The organism is Desulfocurvibacter africanus subsp. africanus DSM 2603 (genome assembly GCF_000422545.1).
Classification (GTDB): domain Bacteria; phylum Desulfobacterota; class Desulfovibrionia; order Desulfovibrionales; family Desulfovibrionaceae; genus Desulfocurvibacter; species Desulfocurvibacter africanus.
This window is the reverse complement of record NZ_AULZ01000013.1, coordinates 102,189-129,020: the sequence shown is the minus strand read 5'-3', so window position 1 is coordinate 129,020 and position 26,832 is coordinate 102,189. Positions and strand designations below refer to the sequence as shown.

General features: G+C 62.2%; 26 protein-coding genes. 14 read left to right on the top strand and 12 right to left on the bottom strand.

Annotation, left to right across the window (positions count from 1 at the left end; translation table 11 throughout):
- Positions 1-506 precede the first annotated feature (506 nt).
- The 4 genes from H585_RS0110480 to carB form a co-directional block, all read right to left on the bottom strand.
- A complete protein-coding gene (locus tag H585_RS0110480) occupies positions 507-1,499 on the bottom strand; it encodes a KpsF/GutQ family sugar-phosphate isomerase (RefSeq protein ID WP_005985183.1) in 993 nt (330 codons plus the stop codon).
- Between the two features lie 18 nt (positions 1,500-1,517).
- On the bottom strand, positions 1,518-2,924 hold the full coding sequence (gene purF, locus H585_RS0110475; protein WP_005985182.1) for an amidophosphoribosyltransferase: 1,407 nt from the start codon (positions 2,922-2,924) through the stop codon (positions 1,518-1,520).
- Positions 2,925-3,014: 90 nt separating this feature from the next.
- On the bottom strand, positions 3,015-3,227 hold the full coding sequence (locus H585_RS0110470; RefSeq protein ID WP_027367783.1) for a hypothetical protein: 213 nt from the start codon (positions 3,225-3,227) through the stop codon (positions 3,015-3,017).
- Between the two features lie 100 nt (positions 3,228-3,327).
- A complete protein-coding gene (gene carB / locus H585_RS0110465) occupies positions 3,328-6,561 on the bottom strand; it encodes a carbamoyl-phosphate synthase large subunit (RefSeq protein ID WP_027367782.1) in 3,234 nt (1,077 codons plus the stop codon).
- Positions 6,562-6,857: 296 nt separating this feature from the next.
- Between carB and rocF the strand changes: the two genes are divergently transcribed.
- Complete coding sequence (gene rocF, locus H585_RS0110460; protein ID WP_027367781.1) at positions 6,858-7,850, top strand: arginase; 993 nt, start codon at positions 6,858-6,860, stop codon at positions 7,848-7,850.
- Between the two features lie 45 nt (positions 7,851-7,895).
- Here the strand turns inward: rocF and hgcB are convergent, their stop codons facing one another.
- The 3 genes from hgcB to hgcA all read right to left on the bottom strand — a co-directional run bounded on the left by hgcB (position 7,896) and on the right by hgcA (position 10,810).
- A complete protein-coding gene (gene hgcB / locus H585_RS0110455; protein ID WP_027367780.1) occupies positions 7,896-8,186 on the bottom strand; it encodes a mercury methylation ferredoxin HgcB in 291 nt (96 codons plus the stop codon).
- Between the two features lie 71 nt (positions 8,187-8,257).
- On the bottom strand, positions 8,258-9,595 hold the full coding sequence (locus H585_RS0110450; RefSeq protein ID WP_027367779.1) for a radical SAM/SPASM domain-containing protein: 1,338 nt from the start codon (positions 9,593-9,595) through the stop codon (positions 8,258-8,260).
- 36 nt (positions 9,596-9,631) lie between these two features.
- Positions 9,632-10,810 (bottom strand): mercury methylation corrinoid protein HgcA, encoded by a 1,179-nt coding sequence (hgcA, locus tag H585_RS0110445; protein WP_274532704.1) that lies wholly within the window; start codon positions 10,808-10,810, stop codon positions 9,632-9,634.
- A gap of 326 nt (positions 10,811-11,136) precedes the next feature.
- On the opposite strand from hgcA, the gene fliR reads away from it, so the two are divergent.
- The 13 genes from fliR to H585_RS0110380 all read left to right on the top strand — a co-directional run bounded on the left by fliR (position 11,137) and on the right by H585_RS0110380 (position 22,889).
- The gene (gene fliR / locus H585_RS0110440) at positions 11,137-11,928 is read left to right on the top strand and encodes a flagellar biosynthetic protein FliR (RefSeq protein WP_027367777.1); all 792 of its coding nucleotides are present in this window, start codon (positions 11,137-11,139) and stop codon (positions 11,926-11,928) included.
- A gap of 16 nt (positions 11,929-11,944) precedes the next feature.
- Positions 11,945-13,018, top strand: a complete 1,074-nt coding sequence (flhB, locus tag H585_RS0110435; protein ID WP_014258350.1) for a flagellar biosynthesis protein FlhB — start codon at positions 11,945-11,947, stop codon at positions 13,016-13,018.
- A gap of 33 nt (positions 13,019-13,051) precedes the next feature.
- Positions 13,052-15,223, top strand: coding sequence for a flagellar biosynthesis protein FlhA (gene flhA, locus H585_RS0110430; protein ID WP_014258351.1), 2,172 nt, complete (start codon positions 13,052-13,054; stop codon positions 15,221-15,223).
- Positions 15,213-16,322, top strand: a complete 1,110-nt coding sequence (locus H585_RS0110425) for a flagellar biosynthesis protein FlhF (protein WP_027367776.1) — start codon at positions 15,213-15,215, stop codon at positions 16,320-16,322. The genes flhA and H585_RS0110425 overlap by 11 nt, the downstream gene beginning before the upstream one ends.
- Before the next feature lie 24 nt (positions 16,323-16,346).
- On the top strand, positions 16,347-17,174 hold the full coding sequence (locus H585_RS0110420; protein WP_014258353.1) for a MinD/ParA family protein: 828 nt from the start codon (positions 16,347-16,349) through the stop codon (positions 17,172-17,174).
- Positions 17,116-17,910: a FliA/WhiG family RNA polymerase sigma factor gene (locus H585_RS0110415; RefSeq protein WP_014258354.1), complete on the top strand. Its 795-nt coding sequence runs from the start codon at positions 17,116-17,118 to the stop codon at positions 17,908-17,910. Before H585_RS0110420 ends, H585_RS0110415 begins: the two co-directional genes overlap by 59 nt.
- 8 nt (positions 17,911-17,918) lie before the next feature.
- The gene (locus H585_RS0110410; RefSeq protein ID WP_014258355.1) at positions 17,919-18,299 is read left to right on the top strand and encodes a response regulator; all 381 of its coding nucleotides are present in this window, start codon (positions 17,919-17,921) and stop codon (positions 18,297-18,299) included.
- 39 nt (positions 18,300-18,338) lie between these two features.
- The gene (locus H585_RS0110405) at positions 18,339-19,097 is read left to right on the top strand and encodes a flagellar basal body-associated FliL family protein (RefSeq protein WP_027367775.1); all 759 of its coding nucleotides are present in this window, start codon (positions 18,339-18,341) and stop codon (positions 19,095-19,097) included.
- Position 19,098: 1 nt separating this feature from the next.
- Positions 19,099-19,425 (top strand): hypothetical protein, encoded by a 327-nt coding sequence (locus H585_RS0110400; RefSeq protein WP_014258357.1) that lies wholly within the window; start codon positions 19,099-19,101, stop codon positions 19,423-19,425.
- Between the two features lie 30 nt (positions 19,426-19,455).
- Positions 19,456-19,875 (top strand): hypothetical protein, encoded by a 420-nt coding sequence (locus tag H585_RS0110395; protein ID WP_005985142.1) that lies wholly within the window; start codon positions 19,456-19,458, stop codon positions 19,873-19,875.
- A gap of 12 nt (positions 19,876-19,887) precedes the next feature.
- Positions 19,888-20,841: a hypothetical protein gene (locus H585_RS0110390; RefSeq protein ID WP_027367774.1), complete on the top strand. Its 954-nt coding sequence runs from the start codon at positions 19,888-19,890 to the stop codon at positions 20,839-20,841.
- Between the two features lie 11 nt (positions 20,842-20,852).
- Positions 20,853-21,821: a tRNA dihydrouridine synthase gene (locus H585_RS0110385; RefSeq protein WP_027367773.1), complete on the top strand. Its 969-nt coding sequence runs from the start codon at positions 20,853-20,855 to the stop codon at positions 21,819-21,821.
- Between the two features lie 111 nt (positions 21,822-21,932).
- Positions 21,933-22,889 carry a chemotaxis protein gene (locus H585_RS0110380; protein ID WP_027367772.1) on the top strand — a complete coding sequence of 319 codons (957 nt, stop codon included), beginning with the start codon at positions 21,933-21,935 and terminating at the stop codon, positions 22,887-22,889.
- Positions 22,890-22,961: 72 nt separating this feature from the next.
- On the opposite strand, the gene hypE is transcribed toward H585_RS0110380, so the two are convergent.
- The 5 genes from hypE to H585_RS0110355 form a co-directional block, all read right to left on the bottom strand.
- The gene (hypE, locus tag H585_RS0110375; protein WP_027367771.1) at positions 22,962-23,969 is read right to left on the bottom strand and encodes a hydrogenase expression/formation protein HypE; all 1,008 of its coding nucleotides are present in this window, start codon (positions 23,967-23,969) and stop codon (positions 22,962-22,964) included.
- 287 nt (positions 23,970-24,256) lie between these two features.
- A complete protein-coding gene (gene hypD, locus H585_RS0110370) occupies positions 24,257-25,345 on the bottom strand; it encodes a hydrogenase formation protein HypD (protein WP_027367770.1) in 1,089 nt (362 codons plus the stop codon).
- The gene (locus H585_RS0110365; RefSeq protein ID WP_005985128.1) at positions 25,332-25,559 is read right to left on the bottom strand and encodes a HypC/HybG/HupF family hydrogenase formation chaperone; all 228 of its coding nucleotides are present in this window, start codon (positions 25,557-25,559) and stop codon (positions 25,332-25,334) included. The genes hypD and H585_RS0110365 overlap by 14 nt, the downstream gene beginning before the upstream one ends.
- A 200-nt stretch (positions 25,560-25,759) precedes the next feature.
- Complete coding sequence (locus H585_RS0110360; RefSeq protein WP_005985127.1) at positions 25,760-26,251, bottom strand: YajQ family cyclic di-GMP-binding protein; 492 nt, start codon at positions 26,249-26,251, stop codon at positions 25,760-25,762.
- Positions 26,252-26,320: 69 nt separating this feature from the next.
- The gene (locus tag H585_RS0110355) at positions 26,321-26,812 is read right to left on the bottom strand and encodes a hypothetical protein (RefSeq protein WP_005985125.1); all 492 of its coding nucleotides are present in this window, start codon (positions 26,810-26,812) and stop codon (positions 26,321-26,323) included.
- Between the last annotated feature and the right edge of the window lie 20 nt (positions 26,813-26,832).

Below are 26,832 nucleotides of genomic sequence, written 5' to 3'. Positions count from 1 at the left end.
GACGCCCGCTCCGGCATTGACGGCGCAAGTGAATTGCGCCTACGCCTACGCGGCGGCAAGCCATGCCGACGCATGGCTTGCAGAGCATTTTCAAAAGCAAAATGCTCTAAGGCGGAGAGCCCTGACGGCTCGTGCGACGGACGAGAACGCGTCTCGATAGCGAGAGTGTTCCAAGTAGGCGCGAGCACTTTTTCCTGGTGGATTCTTCAAAGCAAAGTCGGACAACTCGGCCTTCAGCCCAATGGGCATGGGCCTCGGACCTTCAGTCAAGCAGAGGTGGGATAGGCGCAGCTAGGCTCAATTGACCTCTAGCTGAAAGATGATCCTCGCGGGAATTGCCGGTGAGCCAATGCCCTTCCCGATTCTTGTGTCAGAGGATCTTGAGCAGATTCCTCTTAAGACGCCCGCTCCGGCGTTGACGGCGCAAGTGAATTGCGCCTACGCCGAAGCTAGCGGCAAGCCATGCCGACGCATGGCTTGCAGAGCATTTTCAAAAGCAAAATGCTCTAAGTCGCGAACCTGAGCCGGCCCTTGCCCAGCAGGTCGTGCAGGTGGAGCATGCCTAGCAGCACTCCGGTGTCGTCCACCACGGGCAGCACGGTGATCTGGTGTGCTTCCATGATGTCCATGGCTTCGGCTGCCTTGCCTTCAGGGCGCAAAGTCTTGGGCGATTTGACCATGACTTCGGCCACGGCACGATGCATGTCCAGACCATTGCTCATGGCCAGACGGCGCACGTCGCCGTCCACGAAAATACCCTGCAAACGCCCCTGGCGGTCCACCACTGCCACCATGCCCAGCCGGCCGCGGTTGAGTTCGGCCATTGCCGCGCCCAGGTCCGAGCCTGCGCCCACCACGGGCAGGTTGCGCGTGTGCATCATGTCGCCGACCTTGCGGGACAGGCGTTGCCCCAGCGCGCCGCCGGGATGGCACATGCGAAAATCCGCCTCGGTAAAGGGCTTGCATTGCAGCAGACACACGGCCAAGGCATCGCCCACGGCCAGAGTTGCCGTGGTGCTTGCAGTGGGAGCCAGATTCAGGGGGCAGGCCTCGCGCGCAACCTTGGCCTGCACGACCACATCGGCCAGCCGTCCCAGTGTGGAGTCGCGGTTGCCGGTGATGGCCACGACCTGTGCGCCCATGGCCTTCAGGCTGGGCACAATGGCGTTTAGTTCGTCGGTCTCGCCGGAGTTGGACAAGGCCAGCACTACGTCGCCGGGACGGATCATGCCCAGGTCGCCGTGCGCGCCTTCAACCGGATGCAGAAACGCGGCGGCCGTGCCCGTGCTGGACATGGTGGCCGCGATCTTGCGGCCCACGAGGCCGGACTTGCCCAGACCCGAGACGATGACTCGGCCATGGCAGGCCGCCAGCATCTCCACGGCCAGGGCAAAACTCTCGTCCAGGCCGTCCCGGACCTGCGACAGCCCCTCGATCTCGATATCCAGGACTTCCTTGGCCAGGGCCAGCCAGTCACGCTTGGCGATAGGATCGTTCATGCCTAAACAGTCTCCGCTCTACCAGGACAGGGCCACATCGTCCTCCAGGCACAGCTTGCACGCGCCCGGAGCCGGATCGATGGGATAATTGCCGTCGAAACAGGCCTTGCAGTAATCGTCCTTGTGGCCCACGGACTCCATGAGGCCGGGGATGGTCAGGTAGTGCAGGCTGTCCAGGCCGATGAAACGGGCAATGTCCTCGACCTTGTTGTTGGCCGCGATGAGCTCGCCCTTGGAGGAAAAGTCGATGCCGTAGAAGCACGGATTCGTAATGGGCGGGCAGGACACGCGCATGTGGATCTCGCGCGCGCCCAGCTCGCGCAATTTCTTAACGCGCGTGCGAATGGTCGTACCGCGCACGATGGAGTCCTCGACGATGAGGATGCGCTTGCCCTTGATCATGCTGCGCACGGGATTCAGCTTGATGCGCACGCTGAAGTCGCGCATGTCCTGCGAGGGCTGGATGAACGTGCGGCCGACATAATGGTTGCGGATCATGCACAGTTCCAGCGGCAGGCCCGAGCACTGGGAATAGCCGATGGACGCATAGTTGCCCGAATCCGGGAAAGGCATGACGAAATCGGCGTCCACGGGCGCTTCCTTGGCCAGGATGCAGCCCATGAGCTTGCGCTTTTCATAGACCACTTCGCCGAAGACCAGGGAGTCGGGCCGGGCGAAGTAGATGAGTTCAAAGATGCACTGGCGCTTGGGCTCGGTCTCCGCCAGGGACAAGGAGCGCACGCACTTGTTCTCGATGACCAGCATCTCGCCGGGCTTGATCTCGCGCAGGTACTCGGCCTCCAGCAAGTCGAAGGCGCAGGTCTCGGAAGCGATGACGTAGGAGTCGGCCACGCGGCCCAGGGACAGCGGCCGGAAGCCGTGCGGATCGCGCACGGCGATGAGCTTGTCGTCAACCAGGATGAGCAGCGAGTAGGAGCCCTTGACCTTGGAGCAGGCCATGGCAACGGCCTTTTCGAGGGACCCGTGCGAGTTCAGGTAGCGGGCCATGAGGTGCACGAAGACCTCGCTGTCCATGGTCGTCTGGAAGATGGAGCCGGAGTTTTCCAGTTCCTTGCGCAGCTCCATGGTGTTCACGAGGTTGCCGTTGTGCGCTATGGCCACATGGCGGTTGCCGAAGCGCACAAGGAACGGCTGTGCGTTGCGTAAAAGCGACGCGCCCGTGGTGGAGTAGCGCACATGACCAACGGCGATGTTGCCCTTGAGCTCCTTGCCCAGATGGCGCTCGTTGAACACGTCGGCCACCAGGCCCATGCCCTTCTGCTCGCGGATGAGAGTCCCGTCCCAGGTCACGATGCCGGCGGATTCCTGGCCTCTGTGCTGCATGGCGTAAAGGCCGAAATAAGCCATGCGCGCGGCCTCGGTGTGGCCGTAGATGCCGAAGAGTCCGCAGTATTCACGCTTCATTGAAAATCCCTGCGCTGCTTCATGAGCAGGAAACTCGCCCTGTTTAAAACAAACAAAACTGCCAGCGGAGTCAGGCGGGCAGACTCGACTCTAGCTTCGCCCCTCGCGCATGAGCAGATTCCAGATAAACGCAATGGCCGTCAGTCCGAGATATACCCACATCGCCCGCCGTAACTTCCGACGAATCTCGATCCTTATGCCTTCCAGGCTGCGCCGGCCGGCGAAGTAGTCCGCCGCATACATAAGGACCGATACGGCGATGTACAGGAGGAGCAGGGCTCCGGTGATCTTTAGCAGGAACATGTGCTCCCTGCCCTCCGTATTCTATAAAATCACATGGGGCCGAGGGAGCGCTCGCTCCCCCGGCCGCCGAAGGCATTTTACCTTTTGCGATGAACAGCGGCTACGCTTGGTAATACTCCTGCAGGCTACGCACGCCAAGCTCGCTCTTGCGCAACTCCTGCACCGCCTGGGCCACGGCGGCCGCGCCGGAGATGGTCGTGGTGTACGGAATGCCGTACAGGAGCGTGGCCTGGCGCAGTTCCTTGGAATCCTGCACGGTCTTCTTGCCCGAGGCCGTATTGATGACCAGTTGGACCTGCTTGTTCTTGATGAGATCCACGATGTTCGGACGGCCCTCATAGACCTTGAGCACGGTCTCGGCCTGGATGCCGTATTCGCGCAGGACCTTGGCCGTGCCCGCGGTGGCCAGGACCTTGAAGCCCATGTCGCGGAAGGTCGTGGCCGCGGGCACGATGGCCTCCTTGTCCCGGTCGTTGACCGAGATGAACACCGCGCCGTTCGTGGGCAGCTTCTGTCCGGCGGCGAACTGGCTCTTGGCGAAGGCCAGGCCGAAACTCCTGTCGATGCCCATGACTTCGCCGGTGGAGCGCATCTCGGGTCCGAGCAGGACGTCCACATTGGGGAAACGGCCGAAGGGAAATACGCTCTCCTTGACCGACACGTAGCCGCCCTTGCGCATGGACCAGGGGTCAAGCTCCTTGAGGCTCGCACCGAGCATGATCTGCGTGGCCAACCTGGGCAGCGGCACGCCCGTGGCCTTGGACACGAAGGGCGCGGTGCGCGAGGCGCGCGGGTTGACCTCCAGGATGAAGACCACGTCGTCCTTGATGGCGAACTGGATGTTCATAAGGCCCACCACGCCCAGCTCCTGGGCCAGGGCGATGGTCTGGCGCTCGATCTCGGCCTGCAGTTCCTTGCTGATCGTGTGCGGCGGAATGACGCAGGCCGAGTCGCCGGAGTGGATGCCGGCCTCCTCGATGTGCTCCATGATACCGGCCACGTAGGTATCCGTGCCGTCGGACAGGGCGTCCACGTCCACCTCGATGGCGTTCTCCAGGAACTGGTCCACCAGGATGGGATGCTCGGGCGCGACCAGGACTTCCTTCTTGAAGTAGGCCGACAACTCCTCGGGCGAGTAGATGATGGCCATGGCCCGGCCGCCGAGCACATAGGACGGCCGCACGACCACGGGGTAGCCGATCTTTTGGGCCTTGATCAGAGCCTCGCCCTCGCTGAAGGCCGTGGCGTTGGGCGGCTGTTTGAGATCCAGCTTGTTGAGCAGGGCCTGAAAGCGCTCGCGATCCTCGGCGCGGTCGATGGAATCCGGGCTGGTGCCCAGAATCTTCACGCCGTTGCGCAGAAGCGGCACGGCCAGGTTCAGCGGAGTCTGCCCGCCGAACTGCACGACCACGCCCTCAGGCTGCTCCAGGTCGATGATGTTGAGCACGTCCTCCAGGGTCAGCGGCTCGAAGTAGAGGCGCGTGGAGGTGTCGTAGTCCGTGGAGACCGTCTCGGGGTTGGAGTTGACCATGATGGACTCAACTCCAAGCTCCTTGAGGGCGAAGGAGCAGTGGCAGCAGCAGTAGTCGAACTCGATGCCCTGGCCGATGCGGTTGGGGCCGCCGCCTAGGATGACCACCTTGCGCTTGTTGCCGGGCTGCATCTCGCTGCCCTTTTCATAAGTCGAATAATAGTAGGGAGTGTAGGCCTCGAACTCGGCGGCGCAGGTGTCCACGAGATAGTACGTCGGCTTGACGCCAAGGGCCTTGCGCAGGTCGCGCACGTCCTTGGGTGTGCGCTTCCACAGGGCCGCCAGCTGCGGGTCGGAGAAGCCCAGGGTCTTGGCCTTCCCCAGTGTGGCCGGCAGCTTGGCGTTGTCGGGGGAAATGGACTCGTGCAGGCCGAACTCCCTGAGTTCCTCCTCGGCGTCCACGATCTCGCGGATCTGGCGCAGGAACCAGGGGTCGATGGCCGTCAGGTCGAAAATGTCCTCGTTGGACAAGCCGCAACGCATGGCCTGACGCACGGATAGCAGCCGCTTGGAGTTGGGCTTGCGTAGGGACGCGGCCAGGGTGTCGAGGTCGCACTCGGGCGGGCCGAATTCGCTGCCCAGGCCGGACAGGCCCGTTTCCAGGGAGCGCATGCCTTTCTGCAGTGCCTCCTTGAAGGTGCGGCCGATGGCCATGGTCTCGCCCACGCTCTTCATGGCCGTGGTCAGGTAGTCCTCGGCGCCGGGAAACTTCTCGAAGGTGAAACGCGGGATCTTGACCACGCAGTAGTCGATGGTCGGCTCGAAGGAAGCCATGGTCTCGCGCGTGATATCGTTGGGAATCTCGTCCAGAGTGTAGCCCACGGCGAGCTTGGCCGCGATCTTGGCGATGGGGAATCCGGTCGCCTTGGAGGCCAGGGCCGAGGAACGGCTCACGCGCGGGTTCATCTCGATGATGACCAAATCGCCGTCGGCCGGGTTCACGGCGAACTGTACGTTGGAGCCGCCCGTGGACACGCCGATCTCGCGCATGATGGCCAGGGCCGCGTCGCGCATCTTCTGGTATTCGTCGTCGGTCAGCGTCTGGGCCGGGGCCACGGTGATGGAATCACCCGTGTGCACGCCCATGGGGTCAAGGTTCTCGATGGAGCAGATGATCACGCCGTTGCCGGCGGTATCGCACATGACCTCCAGCTCGTACTCCTTCCAGCCGAGCACGGACTGCTCCAGCATGACCTCGCTTTTGACGCTGGCGTCCAGGCCGCGGCCCGCGATGGCTTCCAGGTCTTCCATGTTGTAGGCCACGCCGCCGCCCGTGCCGCCCAGAGTGAAGGCCGGGCGAACGATGATGGGGAAGGCTATCTTCTGGCCCCACTCGCGCACATCGTCCATATTGCGGGCGATGCCGCTCTCCGGGACCTTGAGGCCGATGCGCGCCATGGCCTCGCGGAACTCCTGGCGACTCTCGGCCTTGCGGATGGCTACCTGGCTGGCGCCGATGAGCTCCACGCCGAACTGGTCCAATACGCCGGACTCGGCCACGGCCAAGGCCGTGTTCAAGCCGGTCTGGCCGCCCAGTGTGGGCAGCAGCGCGTCGGGACGCTCTTTTTCGATGATCTTGGCCACTACTTCGGGCGTGATCGGCTCGATGTAGGTGCGATCGGCCAACTCCGGATCGGTCATGATGGTGGCCGGGTTGGAGTTGACCAGCACGACCTCGTAGCCCTCTTCTTTGAGGGCCTTGACGGCCTGGGTGCCGGAATAGTCGAACTCGCAGCCTTGTCCGATGACGATGGGGCCGGAGCCGATGAGCATGATTTTTTTCAGATCGGTGCGTTTTGGCATGGCGTTCGCTGGTCGTGAGAGGTTGGCGCTAGGCGGGAACGCAGGGGATTTACCTGATCGATCCGCCCGGCGCAAGGCGCTTTCGCGGCCGAAGCGTCTGGCGTCGCCGTGGCTTGGAAGCGCGGGAATATAACGCACAACCTCGCGCTCGGCAATCGCCGCGGCCGGGCATTTCTCGCCGGCTTGCATTTCGGGGCGGCTTGGAGCACATCAGCGACGTTTCCAGATTCCGAACCTTTCCGGCTGCACCGCCGGTCCGACCCGAATCCGTCATGAACGGCGTGTAAGGACACCCCATGCTCAATCACAAATCCGTGCAAGTCATCGGCGTGCCCCTGGATCTGGGAGTCAGCAAGCTCGGCGTTGACATGGGCCCTACTGCTCTGCGCTACGCAGGCATTTTCGAAGCCTTGCGCTATGCGGGCATAGACTACCGCGACGCCGGCGACATCGACGTGCTGCGCAACTTTTCCCTGGACCCGCTGTCTCCGGCCGAGCGCGAGCAGGCCAAGCTGCGCGAGATCATCCGCACGTCCGAAACCCTGGCCCGCTTCACGGCCAAGGCCATAGAGGACGGGCATATGCCCATAGTGCTGGGCGGCGATCACTCCACGGCCATCGGCTCCGTGGCAGGAGCGGCCAAGGCTCGCGGCCGCATCGGCCTCATCTGGATCGATGCGCATCCCGACGCCAATACGCCCGAAACGAGCCCCAGCGGCAACGTGCACGGCATGCCCCTGGCCATCTCGCTTGGTCACGGCATGCCGGAGTTGGTGAACTGCCTGGGTTTCGCACCCAAGGTGCGGCCCGAGGACGTGTGCATCGTGGGCGCCAAGGACATCGATCCCGAGGAGCGCAAATTCCTGACACGCATGGGCATCCGTATGTTCACGACCTTCGACATCGAGAACCGGGGCCTGGCCAGGGTCATGCAGGAGGCCGTGGACGTCGTCAGCCGCGGCACCAACGGCGTGTACGTGAGCTTCGACGCCGACGTCATGGACAAGCGCGTGGCGCCGGGCACGGGCATCACCACGCGCGGCGGCCTGACCCACCGCGAGATATCCTTCATCATGCGCTCCATCGGAGCGGGCGTGGAGCTCATCGGCTTCGACATCATCGAGGTCAATCCGCTGCTCGACAAGGCCAACGGCACGGCCGAGCTGTGCGTGGAACTGGCCATGGCCATGCTCGGGGTCAAGTACACGGACTATGAGAAGAAATACTTGGCCTCCAATCGCCCAGGACAGGAGCGCAACGGCCGGAACAATGCCGAGCCCGGCAGATGAGCTGTAGCGAGCCTCAAAGAAATACCTGACCGTTTCGGCTGCGGCTTAGCAGCAGTCCGACCCGCAATCGCAGTTCGGCGGCCCGCCCGTGAGCCAGCCCTTGATGATGGCCTGGGCGCAGCCGACGCCGGGGCTGACGCGGATGGCGCCGGTCGGGCAATTCAGGGCGCAGGCGCCGCACTCCATGCATGCGTCGCGATCCACGGCCTCGGCCTTGCCCTCGCGGAATTCGAACACGCGATGCGGACAGACCACGGTGCACATGCCGCAGCCTGCGCATTTGTCACGGTTCAGCTCCAGGCTGGCCACGCCGCTCAGATAACGTAATTCCTGCATCGCTCCTCTTCTCTCCTCTCCTGGGCCGTCATGCGGTCATTATGCGGCATCAGGCAGTCGTCGGGCGGTCATCAGGACAGACAATGGAAGCCCCCGGAGCACCAGGGACAGTGGCCGCAGGGCACTTCCACGCCATGGCAGTCGTACTCGAAGGCCTGCTCGCCCAGGATGTCGGCGCAGGGCGCGGCGGTGCAACTGCCGCAGTGCGGATAGGCGTATTCAAGCACCTCGCGCCGGAAGGCCTGAAACTCCCGCCCATTCCAGATGTCCTGCAATTCGCGCTCGCGCACGTTGCCGAATATCTTGGGCCGCACGCGCTTCAGCGCGCCGTCCAGGAAACAGGAGTAGCCGTGCCACAGGAAGTAGCATGGCGTGACGTCGCCCGAGGCCGTGATGAACACGCCGCCGTCCTCCATGAAGTCGCAACGCCGGTCCAGCCTGGGCGAGACCGCGGGCAAGGTCAGGCGCAGGCCGCGCCGGACCGCGGCCTGTTCGGCCCGGGCGAATGTTTCGCGCACGCGGTCGAGCTTGCCAAGGTCCTCGATCACGAGATTGGGCAGGTGTAGCGGAATGCCTTTGCGCTCTGCTTCGGCGGCCATGGCCTCCACGAAGCGGATGAGGCGCACGTCCTGCTCGCTGCGCAGGAAAGTAAAATAGGCGGCCAGGAAGCGCGACAGATCCAGGCCCTGCTCGATCGCCTTGGATCGCCACGGCGCGAAGAAATCCAGGCACGCGTCCGGGCTCGCGCCGAACAATGAACCCTTGGCGGCGCTACGGTCATACGGAAGCAACTGGCTGGCCAACACGAAGGACGCCCCGCGATCCGCGACCCACTCGATCAACTCCGGCAGGCCGTCCAGGGTTTCGTCGCTCACGACGACCTCCACTCCGGCCTCGAAACGTCTGCTCCCCTCCGGCCGCGTGGCGGCTTGGGCCTCGCGCAGTACGGCCAGAGCCCGCTCCAGCCCTTTCAGTTCAGCGCCTGCACGCACTTGGCGCAAGGTTTCGGGCGAGCAGGAGTCCACGGAAAGGCAGAGCCTGTCCAGTCCGGCGAGCAGCAAGGCCTGGGCGCGCTCGCGCGTGAGCAGCAGGCCGTTTGACTGGAAGCCGATCCAGCCGCTTTGCGGCATGGCTTGCCGAGCCAGCGCCACCATGCGGGGAAGCTCCGGGTGCAGCAGGGATTCACCGACGCCGTTGAGCACCAGCGCATCGGCTTGGGCCATGGCCGGAAGCAAACGCTCGAACATGGCCAATGGCATGTCGGCTTCGATGATCTCGCAGCCTTTGGTCTGCTTGACGCACATGGCGCAGCGCAGGTTGCAGCGCGTGGTGCACTCGACGAAGAACTTTGACGGGAGGCGGCGGAAAGCCGGCGCAACTGCCTCGTGATCCGGAAATGCTTGGGTCATATGCTCCAAATATCCATAAATCATATGTTTGCCGCGTCATGCCGCGAAGGGCGACACGAGCCAGGCGATCAGGGCCGCCAGCGTCAATACGGCTTGCGCCGGCATGTAGCGGCGCAATTCGCGTTCCACGCCCGATGGCGAAGTGAAGGTGCTCGATCCGGTGTAGTTGAGCCCGTACCAGGAGCCCACGACTGTCGCGGCCAGGATCATGGCCAAGCCATCCAGCCAGCCGAGGCCGCCCGCGAACAAGGCCGCCGCAAGCGTTCCCATGGCCAGTCCGGCCAGGCCGCCCTTGAGGGCGAAGGCGCGGAAAGGCAGCCAGGGCAGCAGCGCCGGCATGATGAAGGCTCCGCCGAAAAAGCCCAGGACCAAGGAGCCGAAGGCCGCCGGCCAGCGGTCGAGCATGCGCCCCAGGGACCAGACGCCGGGTCCAAGGCCTGCCAGAACGAGCAGAATCAGGGCCGCGTACAGGGCCTTGCGGCGCGCGTTATGGATCTCCACGGGTGCGACGGCGAGTCGGTCCCACAGGCCGAAGGAAACCCTGCGCATCTCCGGGGAGGCTTGCATATCCGCCGCTATGAAAGCTTTTAGGTCGCTGGCGCACACGGGGCCGAACACGGCCTTGAAGCCGCAGCCTCGCCGCACTTCCCGCGCGGCCACGCCCGGCGCTGCCAGCTGGGGCAGCACCAGGGTGCGGTGGGCGACCAGCCGTTCCAGACCGCAGGCGCGCACGCGGCGCACGATCTCCTCGGCGCTGAAGATTTTCTTGCCCGCCGCGCACCAGACGTTGACGCCCTTGGTATCCAGCACGAGCAGCCAAGCGCCCAAGCCGGACAATTCCTTGCGCAGGGCGTCAAAAGTCAGCTTATAATTGGCCGTGACGATGACCGGACTCTGCGCGCCGGGAGAGCCCACGGCGTAGAGGCCCGGGATCACACGGTAGCGCCCCCGGCCGATGCCCCAGCGCACGCCCACGCCCCCCAGGCGGTCGGCGGCGGACAAATGGGTGGCCACTTGCGGCACGGGTCCCAAAGAGGTCGCGTGCCAGCCCAGGACAAAGCGCTCCTGGCGGTAGCCGGGTCGATCTCCCGCAAAACCGATAGGTGACATCTCAGGAGAGTGGATCGACTCGCGGATCTCGCCCGCAACGGGCTGAGGCGCCGGACCGCAACAAGGGACGCTGTCGGCCGCGGACAGCGTGTCGGGACGCTTGATTGCCGGGGTCGCCGACCCCGGCCTGGGCTGGGCCTCTCAGCAGGCATCCTGCCCATGCGAGGCTGAAGGCTTCTTGAACAACATGCGGGTCTCCAAAGGGCATAGCTTGGGGGAAGGCTCAAGGGCACGATAATGCCTCTCTATCCGCTTGTGAAGGCATCTTATCAAGGTCGAACCGTCCGGCACGAGTTTGCGCGGCGTCACGTTCACAGGAAAGATCAATTAGCGATGGCGAATGCGTGGCATTCTGCACATCACATAGCTTACCGATCCGCGTGGCCTTAATCCGACTGTCATGCTGGCTTGTTTTTTGCTCGCAGCGCGCCATGAATCTCTTCAACTTCAATCCGGCCGACTTTCTCAGCTTCCTGCTTACCCTGATGCGCATCAGTCTCGTGCTGTTCATCATGCCCTTCTATGGCGGCAAGGTGACCCCGACTCCGCTCAAGGCTGCCCTGTGCCTGATCCTGACCATCGCCGTGTGGCCGGCTTTGAGCTTTCCCGGGCAGCAATTCCCGGCAAATATATGGACTATCGTCGTCATGCTCATCGGCGAGATCACCCTGGGCCTCGTCATGGGCATAGTGGTCAACGTTCTTTTCGCCGCAGTGCAGACCGGCGGCAGCCTCATCGGCTTCCAGATGGGCTTCTCCATGGTCAACGTGGCCGACCCTATGACGGGCACGAACGAATCCATCACCGGCCACTTCATGTACATGGTCACCTTCATGACCTTCCTGATCCTGGATGGGCACCTGTTGCTGCTGCGCGCCTTGGCCGAATCCTTCCAGCGCATTCCTCCTGGCGGCCTGTACCTGAGCCCGGCCCTGGCCCGTGAAGTGCTCGGCATGTCCAGTCAAATTTTTGTTTTAGGCATCAAGATAGCCGCGCCGGTCATGGTGGCCGTGTTCCTGGTGGACCTGGCCATCGCCCTGGTGGGCCGCGCCGCGCCGCAAATGAGCATCCTGTCCTTCGGTTTCCCGCTCAAGATCATCACCGGCTTCCTTTTCCTGGGGTTGATGTTCACGATCATGGCCCGTTATGTGGGTCAGTTCATCATCAACATGGACGCCATGTTCCACTCCATCTTCATGCTCGGCGCGCCCTTAGCGCGCTGAAGTCCGGGAAGCGGCCATGCCCCAAAGTGATCCCAGTAAAACAGAATCAGCCACAGCAAAGCGACGTAAAAAGTCCCGCGACGAAGGCAACGTCCCCCGCAGCCAGGAGCTTTCCAAGCTGGCCGTGATCCTGGTCGGGCTGCTCGTTCTGCGTCTGCTCATCGGCTTCATCGGCGACGAGATGAAGAGCCTCTTCGCCAGCTTTCTTTCGAATTGGGGCAACCTGGAGCTGACCACCGAGGGCTTGTATATCCTGTTCGTGGATCTGGCCGTGCATCTGGCCAAAATGCTCCTGCCTGTGTTGTTCAGCCTGGCCCTGGCCGCCTTCGTGATCAACCGAATACAAGTCGGCCAGTTGTGGACCACCAAGGTCTTCAAGCCTAAAATGGAAAAATTCGTCAACATCGTCGGCGGCATCAAGCGGCTCATATTCAACGTGGACGCCTTCGTGCGCCTGGCGCGAAGCATTCTTGGCGCGGCGGCCGTGGCCATCGGCCCGATCATCCTGCTGCGCCATGAGATGAACAACCTGCTGCCGCTGTTCAGCCAGACCACCGAAGGCATTGCCGTATACATGCTAACGGTCAGCTACAAGATGGTCCTCTACTCGCTTATCCCCATGATCACCGTGGCCGTGATCGATACGGTCTATACGCGCTGGGACTACGAGGAAAAGCTCAAGATGACCAAGGACGAGGTCAAGGACGAGCGCAAGCAGGCCGAGGGCGACCCGAAAATACGGCAGAGACAGAAGCAAAAGATGATGGCCATGTCCATGAGCCGCATGCTCCATAACGTGCCCAAGGCGGATGTGGTGGTGACCAACCCCACGCACTTCGCCGTGGCTCTGAGCTACGATCTCTCCAAGGCTCCCGCGCCGCTCGTGGTGGCCAAGGGCGCCGATCACATGGCCAAGCGCATCAGGGAAATGGCGCGGGAGGCGGGCGTGCCCATCCGCGAAAACAAACCCCTGGCACGGGCTTTGTATGATCAGGTCGAGGTTGGGGACATCATCCCCGAGGATCTGTACAAGGCCGTAGCCACCATCTTGGCCAGGCTGCACAAATTCAGGAAGAAACGAGCCGGCTAAAGGCCCGGGCAAGCAGGACGCGGTGTCAAAGATATGGCTAGCAAAGCGGCAAAGAGCAGCACACTCAGCTTGAACTACGAGCGCTTCGCACGTCAGGGCGACATCATGCTCGCCGCGGGCGTGGTGACGATCCTTTTCGTCATGCTCGTGCCGCTGCCCACCCTGTTCATCGACCTCATGCTCACCTTGAGCATCTCGCTCTCGCTGGTGGTGCTCGTGACCACCATGTTCATGAGCTCGCCGCTCGAGTTTTCCATCTTTCCGAGCCTTCTGTTGGTGACCACCCTGCTGCGTCTGTCGCTCAACGTGGCCACCACGCGCCTCATCCTGCTCCACGGCGACGGGGGCACCGAGGCCGCGGGTAACGTCATCAGGGCCTTCGGCGAATTCGTCGTAGGCGGCAACTATTTCGTCGGCATCGTCATCTTCCTCATCCTGTTCTTCCTGAACAAGATGGTCATCACCACGGGCACCACGCGTATCGCCGAAGTCGCCGCGCGCTTTACCCTGGACGCAATGCCCGGCAAGCAGATGGCCATCGAGGCCGACCTCAACGCCGGGCTCATCGACGAGAAGGAGGCCACGCTCCAGCGCTCGAACCTGCGCCGCGAGGCTGACTTCTACGGCGCCATGGATGGCGCGGGCAAGTTCGTGCAGGGCGACGTGAACGCCGGCCTGCTCATCACCTTCGTGAATATCATCGGCGGCATCCTCATCGGCATGATCCAGAAGGACATGAACTGGATGGAGGCCGCCCAGATCTATACCCTGCTGACCATCGGCGACGGTCTGGTCTCAACCATCCCTTCGCTCATCATCTCGACCTCGGCCGGCATCATTGTTTCGCGCGCCGCGGCCGAAGCCAAGATGGGCGAGGAATTCCTGGCCCAGTTGACCTTCCATCCGCGGGCTCTCAAGCTCGTGTCGGCCATTCTGCTGGTTTTCGCGATCGTGCCCGGCATGCCCACGGTGCCGTTCCTTGTCCTTTCGGTATTGATCTTCGTCGTCTCCAAAGCCACCCAAGTGCACCGTGATTCCGTGGACAGTCTGGCTCCCGATAGAGGCAAGGCCAGCGGTAAACTCGGCTCCAAGTCCGGCGCCAAGGCCTTGCCGGGCGGCAAAGCCGGCGAGCAGCCTTCGAGCCTCGACACGCCGGAGGAAGTCCAAGCCCTGCTGCCCCTCGACGTGCTGGAGCTGGAAGTGGGTTACGGGCTCATCCCGCTCGTGGACGAAGAGCAGAACGGCAACCTGCTGGCGCGCATTCGCTCGATCCGCCGCCAGTTCGCCCTGGACATGGGCGTGATCGTGCCCTCGCTGCACCTGCGTGACAACCTGCAGCTCAAGCCGGGACAGTACACCGTGGTCATCAAGGGCAATGAGGTGGCCTCGGCCGAAATCCTCATCGACCATCTGCTGGCCATGGATCCGGGCGACGTGAAGCACCGCATCAAGGGCATCGAGACGCGCGAGCCGGCCTTCAACCTGCCGGCCCTGTGGATACCCGAACGTCAGAAGGAAGAAGCCATGCTCGCCGGATATACCGTGGTCGATCCCTCGACGGTCATAGCCACGCACCTGACCGAGGTATTCCGGCATAATCTGCACGAGTTCCTGGGTCGCCAGGAGATTCAGAGCCTGCTGGACCACTTGGCCAAACGCGCGCCCAAGGTCGTGGAGGAACTGGTGCCCGATATCCTGCCCCTGGGCAGCGTGCAGAAGGTGCTCCAGAACCTGGTCAAGGAAAACGTATCCATCCGCGACCTGCTGACAATCGTGGAGGCCATGGCCGACTTCGGCTCGGCCGTAAAAGATCCGGACCAGCTCACGGAGTATGTGCGCGGCAGACTGAGCAGGACCATCATCAAGCCCTACCTGGGCGGCGACGGCACCCTGTCCATGATCACCCTGCACCAGAGCCTGGAGCGCGTGTTTCAGGAAAACCTGCGCCAGACCGATCATGGCGCGTATCTGTCCATGGACCCCATGCAGGCCCAGCGCATTATCAAGGCCATCAGCAAGACGCACGAGAACGCCGTGGCCGGCGATGGTCAGCCGGTGCTGCTCACCTCGCCCTCCGTCAGGCCGCATCTTGCCCAGCTCATCACCAGGTTCATTCCGAACCTGCCGGTGATATCGCAGGCTGAGATTCCGTCGGAAATCCGTCTCCAAACCTTAGCAGTGGTGAACGTCGACAATGCAAGTTAGAATCTTTCGCGGCGCCGATTCTTCGGCAGCACTGGCACAGGTCAAGGCGGAACTCGGCATTGAGGCCGTGATCCTCGAGACGCGCGAGGTCATGGATAACGGCCGCAAGATGTGCGAGATCACCGCCGCCCTCGAACGCAATGTCGGCATGACCCGGGCCAAGCCGTCCGAGGCCTACGGAGATATGTCCTCCGTCAGCGCCCTGACGGGCGGTCCCGGAGCGGCGGCGCCCGAGTGGCACCGGGAATGGAGCGAGATCAAAAGCTGCCTCATGAGTCTCATGGGCAAGCAGCTCGACAAGGACAAGCTTTCGCCCAGGCAACGCCAGGCCTTGGATTACCTGGAGCGCGAGGGCGTGGACCCCAAGATCGGCGTGACCCTGTACAAATGCCTGGTCCTGGACAAACAGACCTCGCTTCTGGCCGCCCTGGCCGAAATCCTGTCCGTCCGGCCGTTGACGCTGGCCTCCTGGCCGGAAAAGATCCACTGCGTGGCGGGTCCATCCGGAGCTGGCAAGACCACCACGGTCATCCGCATGGCCCTGGCTGCCCAGCAGGAAAAGCCCGACCTGCGCATCTGCCTGGTCAATGCCGACGACCGCCAGGCCAGGGGGCGATTGGTGCTGCGGCACTACTGCGAGCTGTCCGGCTTCTCCTACCGCGAGGCGGGCAGCCGCGAGGACATCCTCAAGCTGCTGGACGAGGCCGACAATTTCGACCGCATCTATGTCGACCTGCCCGGCATGAGCGGCCCCCAGGTCCTGTCCGAGCGCCTGACGCTGCTGGGCCTTTCGGAAGTGGACGAATGCGCGTTCCATCTGGTACTCAGCCCCCACTACGGCAAACCCCAGCTGGATCACTTCCTGCGCGCCTTCTCCTTCGCCAGGCTCTCCTCCGTCATCTGGACCAAGCTGGACGAAGCCGCCAGCTTTGGCGGCCTGATAAACGTTGCCGACTCCTGCAGGGTGCCGATTTCCGCCGTGTCCTGGGCCGCGGGATTCAAGGATTGCATGGCCCCGGCGGAAAACATGCTCCTGTGGAAACTCATCTTCAAGCATGAGCTGCCTTGCGGGCAGGCTCCTGAAAAGCTACACGCGTAACTCCCAAAGGAGCTGCGAAACCTCATGGCATCATCTTTTCCTTTAGTCTTTTCAGTTACTTCGGGCAAAGGCGGCGTGGGCAAGACGAACATTTCCGTCAATTTGGCCTACTGCCTGTCCAAGCTTGGCAAACGTGTGCTCCTGCTGGACGCCGACTTGGGCTTGGCCAACGTGGATGTCCTGCTCGGCTTGGCTCCGAGCCTTAACCTCTTCCATCTTTTCCACGAAGGGGCGCGGCTCGATGACATCATCTACGCCACGCCGTACGGCTTCCCCATCTTGCCCGCCTCCTCGGGCGTGAGCGAGATGCTGGAGCTGTCCACGGGGCAGAAGCTCGAACTGTTGGAGTCCATGGACACCCTGGAGGACAAGCTCGATTACCTCATCGTGGATACGGGAGCCGGCATCAACGAAAACGTGCTCTACTTCAACCTGGCCGCCCAGGAAAAGCTCATCGTGCTCACTCCGGACCCGACCTCGCTGACCGATGCCTACGCCCTGATCAAGGTGCTCAAGTACAATCACGGCGTGGAGCGATTCAAGGTCCTGGTTAACATGGCCCCAAGCCCGAGCGCCGCGCGCGAGGTCTATATCAAGCTCTACCGCGCCTGCGACCAATTCCTGAGCGGCGTGTCTCTCGATCTCCTTGGCTCCGTGCCTTTCGATCCTGCTGTCAGGCAGGCGGTCATACGACAACAGCCGTTCTGCCATCTGCTCCCTCAGAGCGAGGCAAGTGCGAGCCTGCGTCAGGCGGCAGAGCGTATCACAACATGGGAAGCTGCGACGGAACTCGATGGTAACATCAAATTCTTCTGGAAAAAAATTCTGTTCCAGGAACAGTCCGTGGCTTGAGCTGGACTCCGGACAGACGCGTTGGGAAAACTTCGCCTCTCAGGATAGGGAGGAGATAGTCAGGCACTATGGCCCGAAAATCAAAATCATGGCCTTGCGCCTCAAGGCCAAGCTGCCCCAGACGGTAGAGCTTGGCGAGCTCATGAGCGCCGGAAGCCTGGGACTCATGGAGGCCTTGCAGAAGTTCAATCCCGAACTGCGCATCAAGTTCGAGACCTACGCCGAAAGCCGCATCAAGGGCGCCATGCTCGACGAGTTGCGGCGCATGGACTGGTACTCGCGGGGCCTGCGACAGCGCCTTCGGCTCATGGAACACACCGTACGCGAGATCGAGCAGGAGACGGGCCGGCCGGCCACGGTGCAGGAGATCGCCAAACGCACCGGTCTGAGCGAGAAGGATGTGGACATGGGCCTGGAGATGCTTCAAAATCAGCTCTGCCTGAGTCTTGATGCCATTTCCGAATGCGTGGCCTCCGTAAGTGATGCCGGCGTGGATGGCGACCCATATCAAAGTGCGGCATTCCAGGAACTTATTGACAAAATTACTTTGCTTATCGATGAATTGACCCCCAGGGAAAAACTGGTGCTCTCGTTGTATTACGGAGAGGAGCTGAACATGCGCGAAACGGCCAACGTAATGGAGATCACCGAGGGCCGCGTGTCCCAGCTCCACAGCCAGGCCTTGGGCAAACTCCGCAAGCTGTTCAAAGACCAGTACAATCTGGACGCTTATTGAGGAATCAAATGGCCTATGATGTAAATATGCAGGTGCTCGTTGTGGACGACTTCCCCACCATGCGCCGAATCATGAAGGATATCCTGCGTCAGCTCGGCTTCCAGAACATCGTCGAGGCGGAGGATGGAGTCATGGCCTGGGAAATCTTGGGAAAGCAGCCCATCGATTTCATCGTCGCCGACTGGAACATGCCCAAAATGACCGGCATCGAGTTGCTGCGCAAGGTTCGCCAGAGCAAGGACTACCAGAATATGCCTTTTCTCATGGTCACGGCCGAGGCCCAGCAGGAAAACATCATCGAGGCGGTTCAGGCCAAGGTCTCCAACTACGTCATCAAGCCGTTCACTGCCGACATACTCGAGCAGAAGATTGCCAAAATCTTCGCCTAGAGCTGACGCGAAACTCGTGGCGGACTGGAACCGACAACCATGATGCCCATCCTTCTGGCAGCAGACGCCAGCACCTCCCCGGATAAGACCGATACCAGCAAGCCCAAGGCCATGCTGGATCCAAGCAGTATTCAGGGCCAGGACCAGGCGCGGTCCAATCAGAAGGTCGAACTCGATCTGGATGACGCGCCCTTTCTCGATGAACCCGAGGAAGAGGAAGCGCCGCAGGAGTTCTTTGCCGAAGCCCAGGCCGAGGAACTGACCATTGCGGCGCCAAAGCCGGAAAATGCTCTCATCAAGCTGCTCAAGGACAAGAAGCTGCGCTGGCTGCTCTTGGCCTTGCTTCTGCTGGCGCTGCTCACCTTGACCACGGTCAAATTCATCCTCCCGGTGATTGAACTCAAGGAAGTGGCACAGGTTGAGGTCAAGCCCGTGCCCGAAGAGGAGGTCGAGGAACCCGCGCCCCCACCCCCACCCACGGAGTCCGAGGTCCAGGAGTTCGTCTTGGGCCTGGAGCCCTTCTGGGTCGAGAAGGTGGATGCCAAAGGCCAGGTGCACTTCCTTCATCTCAAGTTCGCCTTCACTTCCTTGAGCCCCGCTCTGGAGAATGAGGTCAAAATCAAGGCGCTGCTCCTGCGTGACGCCATCTATTACTATCTCAAGAATAAAGATTTTGAATTTCTGGCCGATACGAAAAACATAGAGGCTCTTAAGGCGGACCTCGTGTCGGTGCTCAACCAGTATTTGGGCAACGACCAGTTGGATACCATCTATGTAGAAAAGTACCTGGTCCAATGACATGCCGACTCCCTTGGATCTCTCGACGCTCATCGCCCAGATGCCGCATGTGTCAAAAGTGCAGAGCGCGACCGCGTCTCATCCGGACGCGCAACAGGCCGTTCTTGCTCAGCATGTGGCCGAGTTGCACAAGCGTCAGAACAGGATGATCGAGAAGGTCCAGAAGAAGGAGTCTTCCGCCCAGGTACACAAGGACAGTAACCCCAACGAAAAACGCAGCCTCGACCTTTCGGACGGCAGGAAGCGCGACGGCGGAGAGGGTGACCAGGAACAGGCTCCTTCGGCGTCCTCTCCCTGGGCCGGCAACATCATCAATCTCGAAATTTGAACGCGCAACAGCAAGGATCCCCTCCAAGTCATGTCCCTATCCAACTGGCTGTTATTGGCCTTGAGCGTAACAGAAGTCATGCTGCTTGGCGTGGTCATCTTCTTTTTCATGCGCCTCAAGCAGTCCGAGGCCATTCTTTCCCAACTACAGAGCAAGCAGGATGACCTGCTCAACAAGTTGCGCTTCAACGCCCAGCTTGAGCAGGAACTCGTATCCACATTCCAGCATCGCCAAGCCGAACTGATCGACCTGGACGCCAAAATCGAGGAACGGGCCAAGGACCTGCGGCGCATCATCAAACAGGCCGAGCAGTACTCCCGTTCGCCTCAGTTCCTGCGCGAGGTCATCCTGACCGGCTGGCGTAGCGGCAAGTCCGCCTCGGAACTGGCTCGCTCCACCGGGCTGAGCGTGGACGAGGTGGAACTCATCATCGGCCAAGCCAAATCCTGAGCGGATCAAACCGTGCGCGTGACTGGCGATGGCGGCGGTGGCCGGCCTGGCCAGGGTTTCTCCGGCGGCGACCGCGCCACGGACTTCCGGCGCAGTCACCGCGTGGGTCAAATCGTGCGGGGCGTGGCCCTGCGCACAGAGCCGAACCAAACCGGCCAGGCGGCTTTGCCCCATCTCGCCAATTTTTCCTGGTTGCGCATCGACGGCCATGAACTCCTGGCCAACGTGGGCCGGAACGTGGCCACGGGCGAAATCCTGATCCTGCGCATCGACGCGCTGGAACCGGACATTATTCTGCGCGAGCTGCGCGGTGACTCCGCAGCCGGTGTCGCGCTAAGCCGGCTCGTACCCACCTTTCGCGCCACGCGAGACCGCTTCGAGGCATTGTTGTGCGGCTTGCCAGACTGGCCAGATGCATTATTGGCTGTGTCTGCCCATGGACGCCAAGCCTGTTTCAACGAAATGCTGCAAGCCGACATGAGCCTGTTGGAAGCATATCTCGGCGTGCTGGAACTAGAGACGGCCTTGGACGTTCATTTGGCGAGCGCGCACGTCGCGCCGCACGGCGCCGCCCTACCGGAAGCCTCTGATGGGCAAACCCTGCGCTTTGCCTACCGCCCCTGGCTCCTGCCGGGTTTCCGCCAGTGCGAGTTGTTGACCTCTACCGCAACCGAGCCTCTTGATTATCCCAGCGCCATGCGCGAAACGCGGCTGAGCTTTGATTGCCCCGGTCTCGGACAGGGCGAACTGCGTTTGCTGCGCAAACACCCGCAAGCCGGCTTCCGCATCGGGCTAGCCGCGCCTAAGGCCGCACAGGCTTTGTCCTCGTCCCTGCAGGCCTGCGCCGAAGCCCTGGCGCAGCATGTGCCTGCCGACTTCCTGGGCGTATTCCGGTTAAGCGGCCTCACGGGTTTAGCCGCACTCCTGGACGCCGACACGCCCATTACCTATGGCCGTCGGATTTGAGTAGAGAACCAATGATGCACCAATTGCCTTTCGCTCCCAATGCGCCGTGGCTCGCGCCCCTGGCCGGCTTTTCGGACCTGCCCTTCCGCCTGCTCTGCCGCGAACTGGGCGCCGCTGTCACCGTGACCGAGATGATCAGCGCCAGGGGTCTGGTCTACGACAGCCGTAACACCCAGCCAATCCTGGCTACCGATTCCGCTGACTCGCCCCTGGTCGCGCAGCTCTTCGGCTCCGAGCCCAAGTTTATGGGCCAGGCCACGGATATGCTGCTGGCGCGTGGCTTCACCTGGTTCGACCTCAACTGCGGCTGCTCCGTGCCAAAGGTGGTCAAGACGGGCAGCGGCGCGGCACTCATGAAGGACCCTGACCTGCTCCTGGCCGTAGCCAAGGCCATGGTCGAGCGCGCGAGTCCGTTTCGCGTGGGCGTGAAGATGCGCCTGGGCTGGAATCCTTCCGGGGAGAACTACCTGGAGGTCGCCAAGGCCCTGGAGCAGGCGGGCGTCGGTTGGCTGACCCTGCACCCGCGCTATGCGCAGCAAGGCTTCTCCGGCCAGGCGGATTGGGCTGCGGTTGCCCGTCTGCGCCAAAGCGTGTCCATCCCGGTGTTGGCCAGCGGCGATCTGTTCACGGCCGAGGACGCCGTGCGTTGTTTGCAGGAGACCGGGGCCAGCGGGGTCATGTTTGCCCGCGGCGCTCTGCGCGACCCCGCCGTGTTCATGCGCCTGCAAGCAGCGCTCAACGGAGGCCAGGCTTCCGTGCCGAGCCTGGCCTGGATCATCCGCCGCCACGTGCAGCTCATTCACGAGCATGGCCTGCCTTCGCGCGAGCTGCTCAAGATGCGCACCATCGTGCCGCGCTACGTACGCCACATCGATGGTTGCAAGGAGTTGCGCCAGCGTCTGGTGATGTGTTCCTCCTGGGAGGAGCTGGAGCACATTGTACGGGATATCGAACGGATTGAAGCCTGCCCGCTCGTATGAGCGTGGAGTGCTGGACTAGTGACGATAGAAAAGGATTGACGCAACCGACTGCGTCATTCAAGAATCAGACGTAAGTATCATTCACTTTAGTAGCTCCACCAGAGGCATTCCATGGCCCAGCATAATATTCTTCTTGAAGCCGGCACCAACGAGCTTGAGATCGTCGAGTTCTACATCGACGAGCAGACTCCGGACGGCCAGTCCTACAAAGGCTACTACGGCGTCAACGTGGCCAAGGTCCTGGAGATCATCCGCCAGCCCACCATCACCGAGGTGCCGCAGGTTACGCATTCGTCCATTCTGGGCGCCTTCAACCAGCGCTCGCGTATCATCCCGCTGGTCGACCTGGCCATATGGCTCGACAAGACCCGCACCGAGCCCCTGGAGCCCAAGGTCATCGTCACGGAGTTCAACGCCGTGACCACCGGCTTCCTCGTTTCGGGCGTCACGCGCATTCACCGCATGAGCTGGGAGTCCGTGGAACCGCCAAACCGCTATGTCTCCTCATTTTCCAGCGACTCCATCACCGGCGTGGTCAAGATCGACGGCCGCATCATCTTCATCCTGGATCTGGAAAAAATCGTGGCCGAGATCAATCCGGGCATGCGCATGCGCCTGAATGCCGAATCGCGGAAAGGCGAAGGCGCGCGCTACCGGGCTATGGTCGTGGACGATTCGGCGCTCATTCGCAATATGCTCAAGTCACTGCTGGAGGGCGCCAACTTCAGCGTCGAGACCGCCGAAAACGGACGAGAAGGCTGGGATCGCCTGCAGGGCTACAAGGAACGTGCGGACCGCGAGGGTCGCGACCTGCCTGAATTCATCCAGATCGTCATCTCGGACATCGAGATGCCCAGCATGGACGGCCATTCCCTCACCAAACGCATCAAGGAGGACCCGGAGCTGCGCAGGCTGCCCGTGGTGCTCTTCTCCTCGCTGATATCGGACAAGCTGCGCCACAAGGGCGAGGCCGTAGGCGCGGACGACCAGATCACCAAGCCGCAGATCAACGAACTTGCCACACGTTCCAAGGAACTCATTGCCGAGCGCTTCGGCATCCCGGCGTAAAGATAAGCACACAACGTTCAAGGCCCCGCCGGAGTCGATCCGGCGGGGCCTTTTCTTTCATGCAATGCCAGGTCAGCAGATCCTGGGCAATTGCTCGCCTTCCAGCATGGACAGCATCCGGTGGCCGCCAAGAGGCGTGCGCATGACGACCTTGCCGGGATTCTCGGCCGTGACCGTGCCGATGCGCGCGGCATCCTTGCCCAGCGGGTCGGCGCGCAGGATGGACAGCGCGGCATCGGCCTGGGCTTCGGGCAGGATGCAGATGAACTTGCCCTCATTGGCCAGGTAGAGCGGGTCCAAGCCCAGGAAAGAGCACCCGGCCTTCACGGCCTGTTTCACGGGCAGGCTGGATTCCTCGATGAGGCAACCCGCGCGCGATTGACCGGCGATCTCGTTGAGCGTCGTGGCCAAGCCTCCGCGCGTTGGGTCGCGCAGCACGTGAATGTCGGGCAGGGCCTCAAGAAGCTTGAGGATAAGATGGCTCAGACAAGCCGAGTCGCTCTCCACCGGCGCATCGAAGGCCAGCCCCTCGCGCTGGGACAGGATGGTCAACCCGTGGTCGCCCATGCTGCCGCTGACCAGGATCGCATCGCCGGGACGGGCGCGATCGCCAGAGGGCGGAGTTTCGACCATGATCTGGCCTATGCCTGTGGTATTGATAAAAATCTTGTCGGCCTGACCGCGCGGCATGACCTTGGTATCACCCGTGACCACGGCCACGCCAGCCGCATCTGCAGCCTGGCCCAGGGAGGCCACGATGCGCTCCAGGTCGGCCATGGGCAGGCCCTCTTCCAGGATGAGCGCGCAGGTCAGATAAAGCGGCCGTGCGCCGAGCATGGCCACGTCGTTGACTGTGCCATGCACGGCCAGAGAGCCGATATCGCCGCCAGGAAAGAAGATGGGATCCACAGTAAAGCTGTCCGTGCTCACGGCCACGGGGCCGCGCAGGTCCAGCACGGCCGCGTCGTTGAGCCGGGCCAGTTCCGGACTCCGGAAGTGACTCAGGAGCAGTTCGCCTATGAGCCGGTGCGAAGCCCGGCCGCCGCTGCCATAATCAAGAAGAACCTTGGCGTCGTTCATGTGTCACCCTGGTCTGGTCCGGCGTTAACGAACCTGGGGAGGGCTTTGCCCTCCCCAGACCCCACCCACCAGGGAGCATGGCCCCCTGGACCCCGTATTCGAGCCGGCCGGAGGAACCGGCCGGCTCGGGGCATATTCGGCCTAAGCATGGCGAGCTTGTCCCTCCCCGTGTGTGAGCGAACTCTCCGCCGCTTCGGCGGAGAGTTCGCTCACACAATGCGGGGGGTCTGGGGGAGTCGTTACTCCCCCAGCCGCCGGAGGCATCTTAATTCCTGACAAGCCGACGGCTACGCATCGAGCTGGTACTTGAAATACGCCGCGCAACTGCCCTCGGTGGAGACCATGCACGGCCCCACGGGCGTGGCCGGGGTGCAGGCCTTCTTGAACAGAGGGCACTGATCGGGCCGCATCTTGCCCTTGAGCACTTCGCCGCAACGGCAGCCCGGCAGGGGTGGCACTTCGGGCAAGGTGAGGTCCAGGGCGCGGAAGGCGTCGTGCTCGGCGTATTCCTCGCGAATAGCCAAGCCGCTGCCCGGAATGGTCCCGATGCCACGCCATAGGGCATCGGCCGGTTCGAAGACCTCGTACATGACCTGCATGGCCTTGGGATTGCCGGCGTCGGCAACCACGCGGCGGTACTGGTTGACCACTTCGTGGCCGCCGGTGTTCTTTTGACGCACCAGGAACAACAGGGCCTGAAGCAGATCCAGGGGCTCGAAACCCGTGATGGCCGCGGGCAGGCCGCAATCGTCACCCAAGAACTTGTAGGGGTCGAGGCCGATGACCGCCGAAACGTGTCCGGGCAGGATGAAGCCCTCGATGCGCATTTCCGGGTCACTCAGCAGACCGCGCAAGGCGGGAGGAACGAGCTTGTGGAAGGGCAGGACCTTGAAATTGGCGAGTTTTTGCTCGCGGGCGGCCTTGAGCGTGGCCGCCACGGCAGGAGCCGTGGTCTCGAAACCGATACCCAGGAAGACCACCTGCCGGTCCGGGAGCTTGCGGGCCAGTTCCAGGGAATCGAAGGGCGAGTAGACCACGCGCACGTCGGCGCCGTCGGCCTGGGCCGTCTTCAGATTGCGGCCTTTGGGACCCGGCACTTTCATGAGATCGCCGAAGGTGGCTATGGTCACGCCGGGACGGGCGGCCAGTTCCAGGTAAGCCGCCACCTCGCGGTCGTGAGTCACGCAGACCGGGCAGCCCGGCCCTGTCAGGTGCACCACGTTGTCGGGCAGCAGAGTATGGATACCGCTCTGGAAGATAGATACGGTGTGGGTGCCGCAGACTTCCATGAAGCGCACGCCCTTGGACTCTTTGTGGATAAGATCCAGCAGCCTCCGGCACAGCTCGGGATCGCGGAATTTATCAAGAAAGTTCAAGGTTCAGCCCTTCCTGGAACAGCTTGAGTGTGGCCAAGCCCTCCTCGCGGTCGATACGACGCAGGGCGAAACCGGCATGGACGATGACGAAATCGCCTACCTGGGGCTGCTCGTCGATGATGTCCAGGCGCACCTGATGGCGCACCTCACCGACGCGCACGTCGGCTACACTCTCGTTGATGGCCTCGATCTCCATTGGCACGGCAAGACACATGACGTGATCTCCTCCGCCTGATGGTGGCGCGCTGAAATGAAATGTATATCCGGCCCCAATGAAGTAAGCAGAGCACGCGGTCACGTCAATGCAAATAGCCGTCATGGACCGGAACCAAGGCATGGCAATGCCACGTCTTGGCGGCAAACTGGAGATGAACCGGAGGGCGGCTATGCCACTTTCCTGGGAAGCCCTGGCGGCTAGCTCTTCATGTTCACGTACTGCAGGGGCAGATCCAGATCGGTCGTCTTGAGCATCTGGATGACCTCCTGCAGATCGTCGATCTTCTTGCCCGTGACACGCACCTGCTCATCCTGGATGGACGGCTGCACCTTGAGGCCCTTGTCCTTGATCAGCTTGACGATCTTCTTGGCCATGTCCTTGGAAATGCCTTCAACGATCTTGACCTCGGCCTTGACCTGTCCCTTGGATGTGGGCTCGACCTTGCCCCACTCCAGGAACTTAGGATCCACCTTGCGCTTGGCGCAGTTGGCCGCGAGCATTTCCTTGAGCGCCTTGATCTTCATCTCGTCGCCTGTAAGCACGCTGATCTTCTTGTCTTTTTTGTTCAGATCAATGACCGTGGTCACGTTGCGGAAATCGTAACGGGTCTCGACTTCCTTGCGCACGTTGTTCACGGCATTATCTAATTCCTGCTGATCCACTTGGCTGACGATATCGAACGAAGGCATGTCCGCACCTCCAAAATTCGTTGTTCCGGAGGCAGGTGCATATCAGAGGGCGGCGCATTTTGCCAGGGGTCAAGAGCTCTCGGAGGCGGGTGCGCGCAGTAGCGAGCGCGCGACGGGAGTATGCTCGATGAGTTTGAGGATGACAACAGCCGAGCCGAGCTCCAGCGCATTACGCTCTTCGATGCGCCCTTCTATGTAGTGCTGGATGCGCCGCACGGCGCTGAGGGACTGGACCAGGCCCCTGCCGCCTCGTCCGGCGCGGCCCGAGCGTTTGAACGGACCGGGCCGCTTGGCTCGGCACGACTCGCGCAGGAGGTCCAAAAGAAGCCTTTGCCATTCCGGGCTCGGCCCCACATGACGGTCGAGGATCTCCCGGATGCGCAGTATGCCGTACACCATATCCTCCAGCCGGCCGTAGTCCCGACCCAGGATGTCGTTCATGCGCAAGCGCATCGCCATGTCCGGAGTTTCGGCAGTTCCACATTCGCCGTCATCCTGTATTCCCGAGCCGGCGGAACCGGCGGAACCGGCATAGTCGCTCATGCGCAGAAGCTTGGCCATACTCCTCCCGTGCCCTCGTA

Excerpts from the sequence above, each read along its gene's own strand:
- hypE (WP_027367771.1), bottom strand. The coding sequence starts at position 23,969 with ATGAACGACGCCAAGGTTCTTCTTGATTATGGCAGCGGCGGCCGGGCT.
- H585_RS0110415 (WP_014258354.1), top strand. The coding sequence starts at position 17,116 with ATGGTAACATCAAATTCTTCTGGAAAAAAATTCTGTTCCAGGAACAGT.
- H585_RS0110385 (WP_027367773.1), top strand. The coding sequence starts at position 20,853 with ATGATGCACCAATTGCCTTTCGCTCCCAATGCGCCGTGGCTCGCGCCC.
- H585_RS0110360 (WP_005985127.1), bottom strand. The coding sequence starts at position 26,251 with ATGCCTTCGTTCGATATCGTCAGCCAAGTGGATCAGCAGGAATTAGAT.
- H585_RS0110420 (WP_014258353.1), top strand. The coding sequence starts at position 16,347 with ATGGCATCATCTTTTCCTTTAGTCTTTTCAGTTACTTCGGGCAAAGGC.
- rocF (WP_027367781.1), top strand. The coding sequence starts at position 6,858 with ATGCTCAATCACAAATCCGTGCAAGTCATCGGCGTGCCCCTGGATCTG.
- H585_RS0110410 (WP_014258355.1), top strand. The coding sequence starts at position 17,919 with ATGGCCTATGATGTAAATATGCAGGTGCTCGTTGTGGACGACTTCCCC.
- H585_RS0110480 (WP_005985183.1), bottom strand. The coding sequence starts at position 1,499 with ATGAACGATCCTATCGCCAAGCGTGACTGGCTGGCCCTGGCCAAGGAA.
- fliR (WP_027367777.1), top strand. The coding sequence starts at position 11,137 with ATGAATCTCTTCAACTTCAATCCGGCCGACTTTCTCAGCTTCCTGCTT.
- H585_RS0110405 (WP_027367775.1), top strand. The coding sequence starts at position 18,339 with ATGATGCCCATCCTTCTGGCAGCAGACGCCAGCACCTCCCCGGATAAG.
- carB (WP_027367782.1), bottom strand. The coding sequence starts at position 6,561 with ATGCCAAAACGCACCGATCTGAAAAAAATCATGCTCATCGGCTCCGGC.
- H585_RS0110365 (WP_005985128.1), bottom strand. The coding sequence starts at position 25,559 with ATGTGTCTTGCCGTGCCAATGGAGATCGAGGCCATCAACGAGAGTGTA.
- H585_RS0110470 (WP_027367783.1), bottom strand. The coding sequence starts at position 3,227 with ATGTTCCTGCTAAAGATCACCGGAGCCCTGCTCCTCCTGTACATCGCC.
- flhB (WP_014258350.1), top strand. The coding sequence starts at position 11,945 with ATGCCCCAAAGTGATCCCAGTAAAACAGAATCAGCCACAGCAAAGCGA.
- H585_RS0110380 (WP_027367772.1), top strand. The coding sequence starts at position 21,933 with ATGGCCCAGCATAATATTCTTCTTGAAGCCGGCACCAACGAGCTTGAG.
- H585_RS0110400 (WP_014258357.1), top strand. The coding sequence starts at position 19,099 with ATGCCGACTCCCTTGGATCTCTCGACGCTCATCGCCCAGATGCCGCAT.
- purF (WP_005985182.1), bottom strand. The coding sequence starts at position 2,924 with ATGAAGCGTGAATACTGCGGACTCTTCGGCATCTACGGCCACACCGAG.
- flhA (WP_014258351.1), top strand. The coding sequence starts at position 13,052 with ATGGCTAGCAAAGCGGCAAAGAGCAGCACACTCAGCTTGAACTACGAG.
- H585_RS0110425 (WP_027367776.1), top strand. The coding sequence starts at position 15,213 with ATGCAAGTTAGAATCTTTCGCGGCGCCGATTCTTCGGCAGCACTGGCA.
- hgcB (WP_027367780.1), bottom strand. The coding sequence starts at position 8,186 with ATGCAGGAATTACGTTATCTGAGCGGCGTGGCCAGCCTGGAGCTGAAC.
- H585_RS0110450 (WP_027367779.1), bottom strand. The coding sequence starts at position 9,595 with ATGACCCAAGCATTTCCGGATCACGAGGCAGTTGCGCCGGCTTTCCGC.
- H585_RS0110395 (WP_005985142.1), top strand. The coding sequence starts at position 19,456 with ATGTCCCTATCCAACTGGCTGTTATTGGCCTTGAGCGTAACAGAAGTC.
- H585_RS0110355 (WP_005985125.1), bottom strand. The coding sequence starts at position 26,812 with ATGGCCAAGCTTCTGCGCATGAGCGACTATGCCGGTTCCGCCGGTTCC.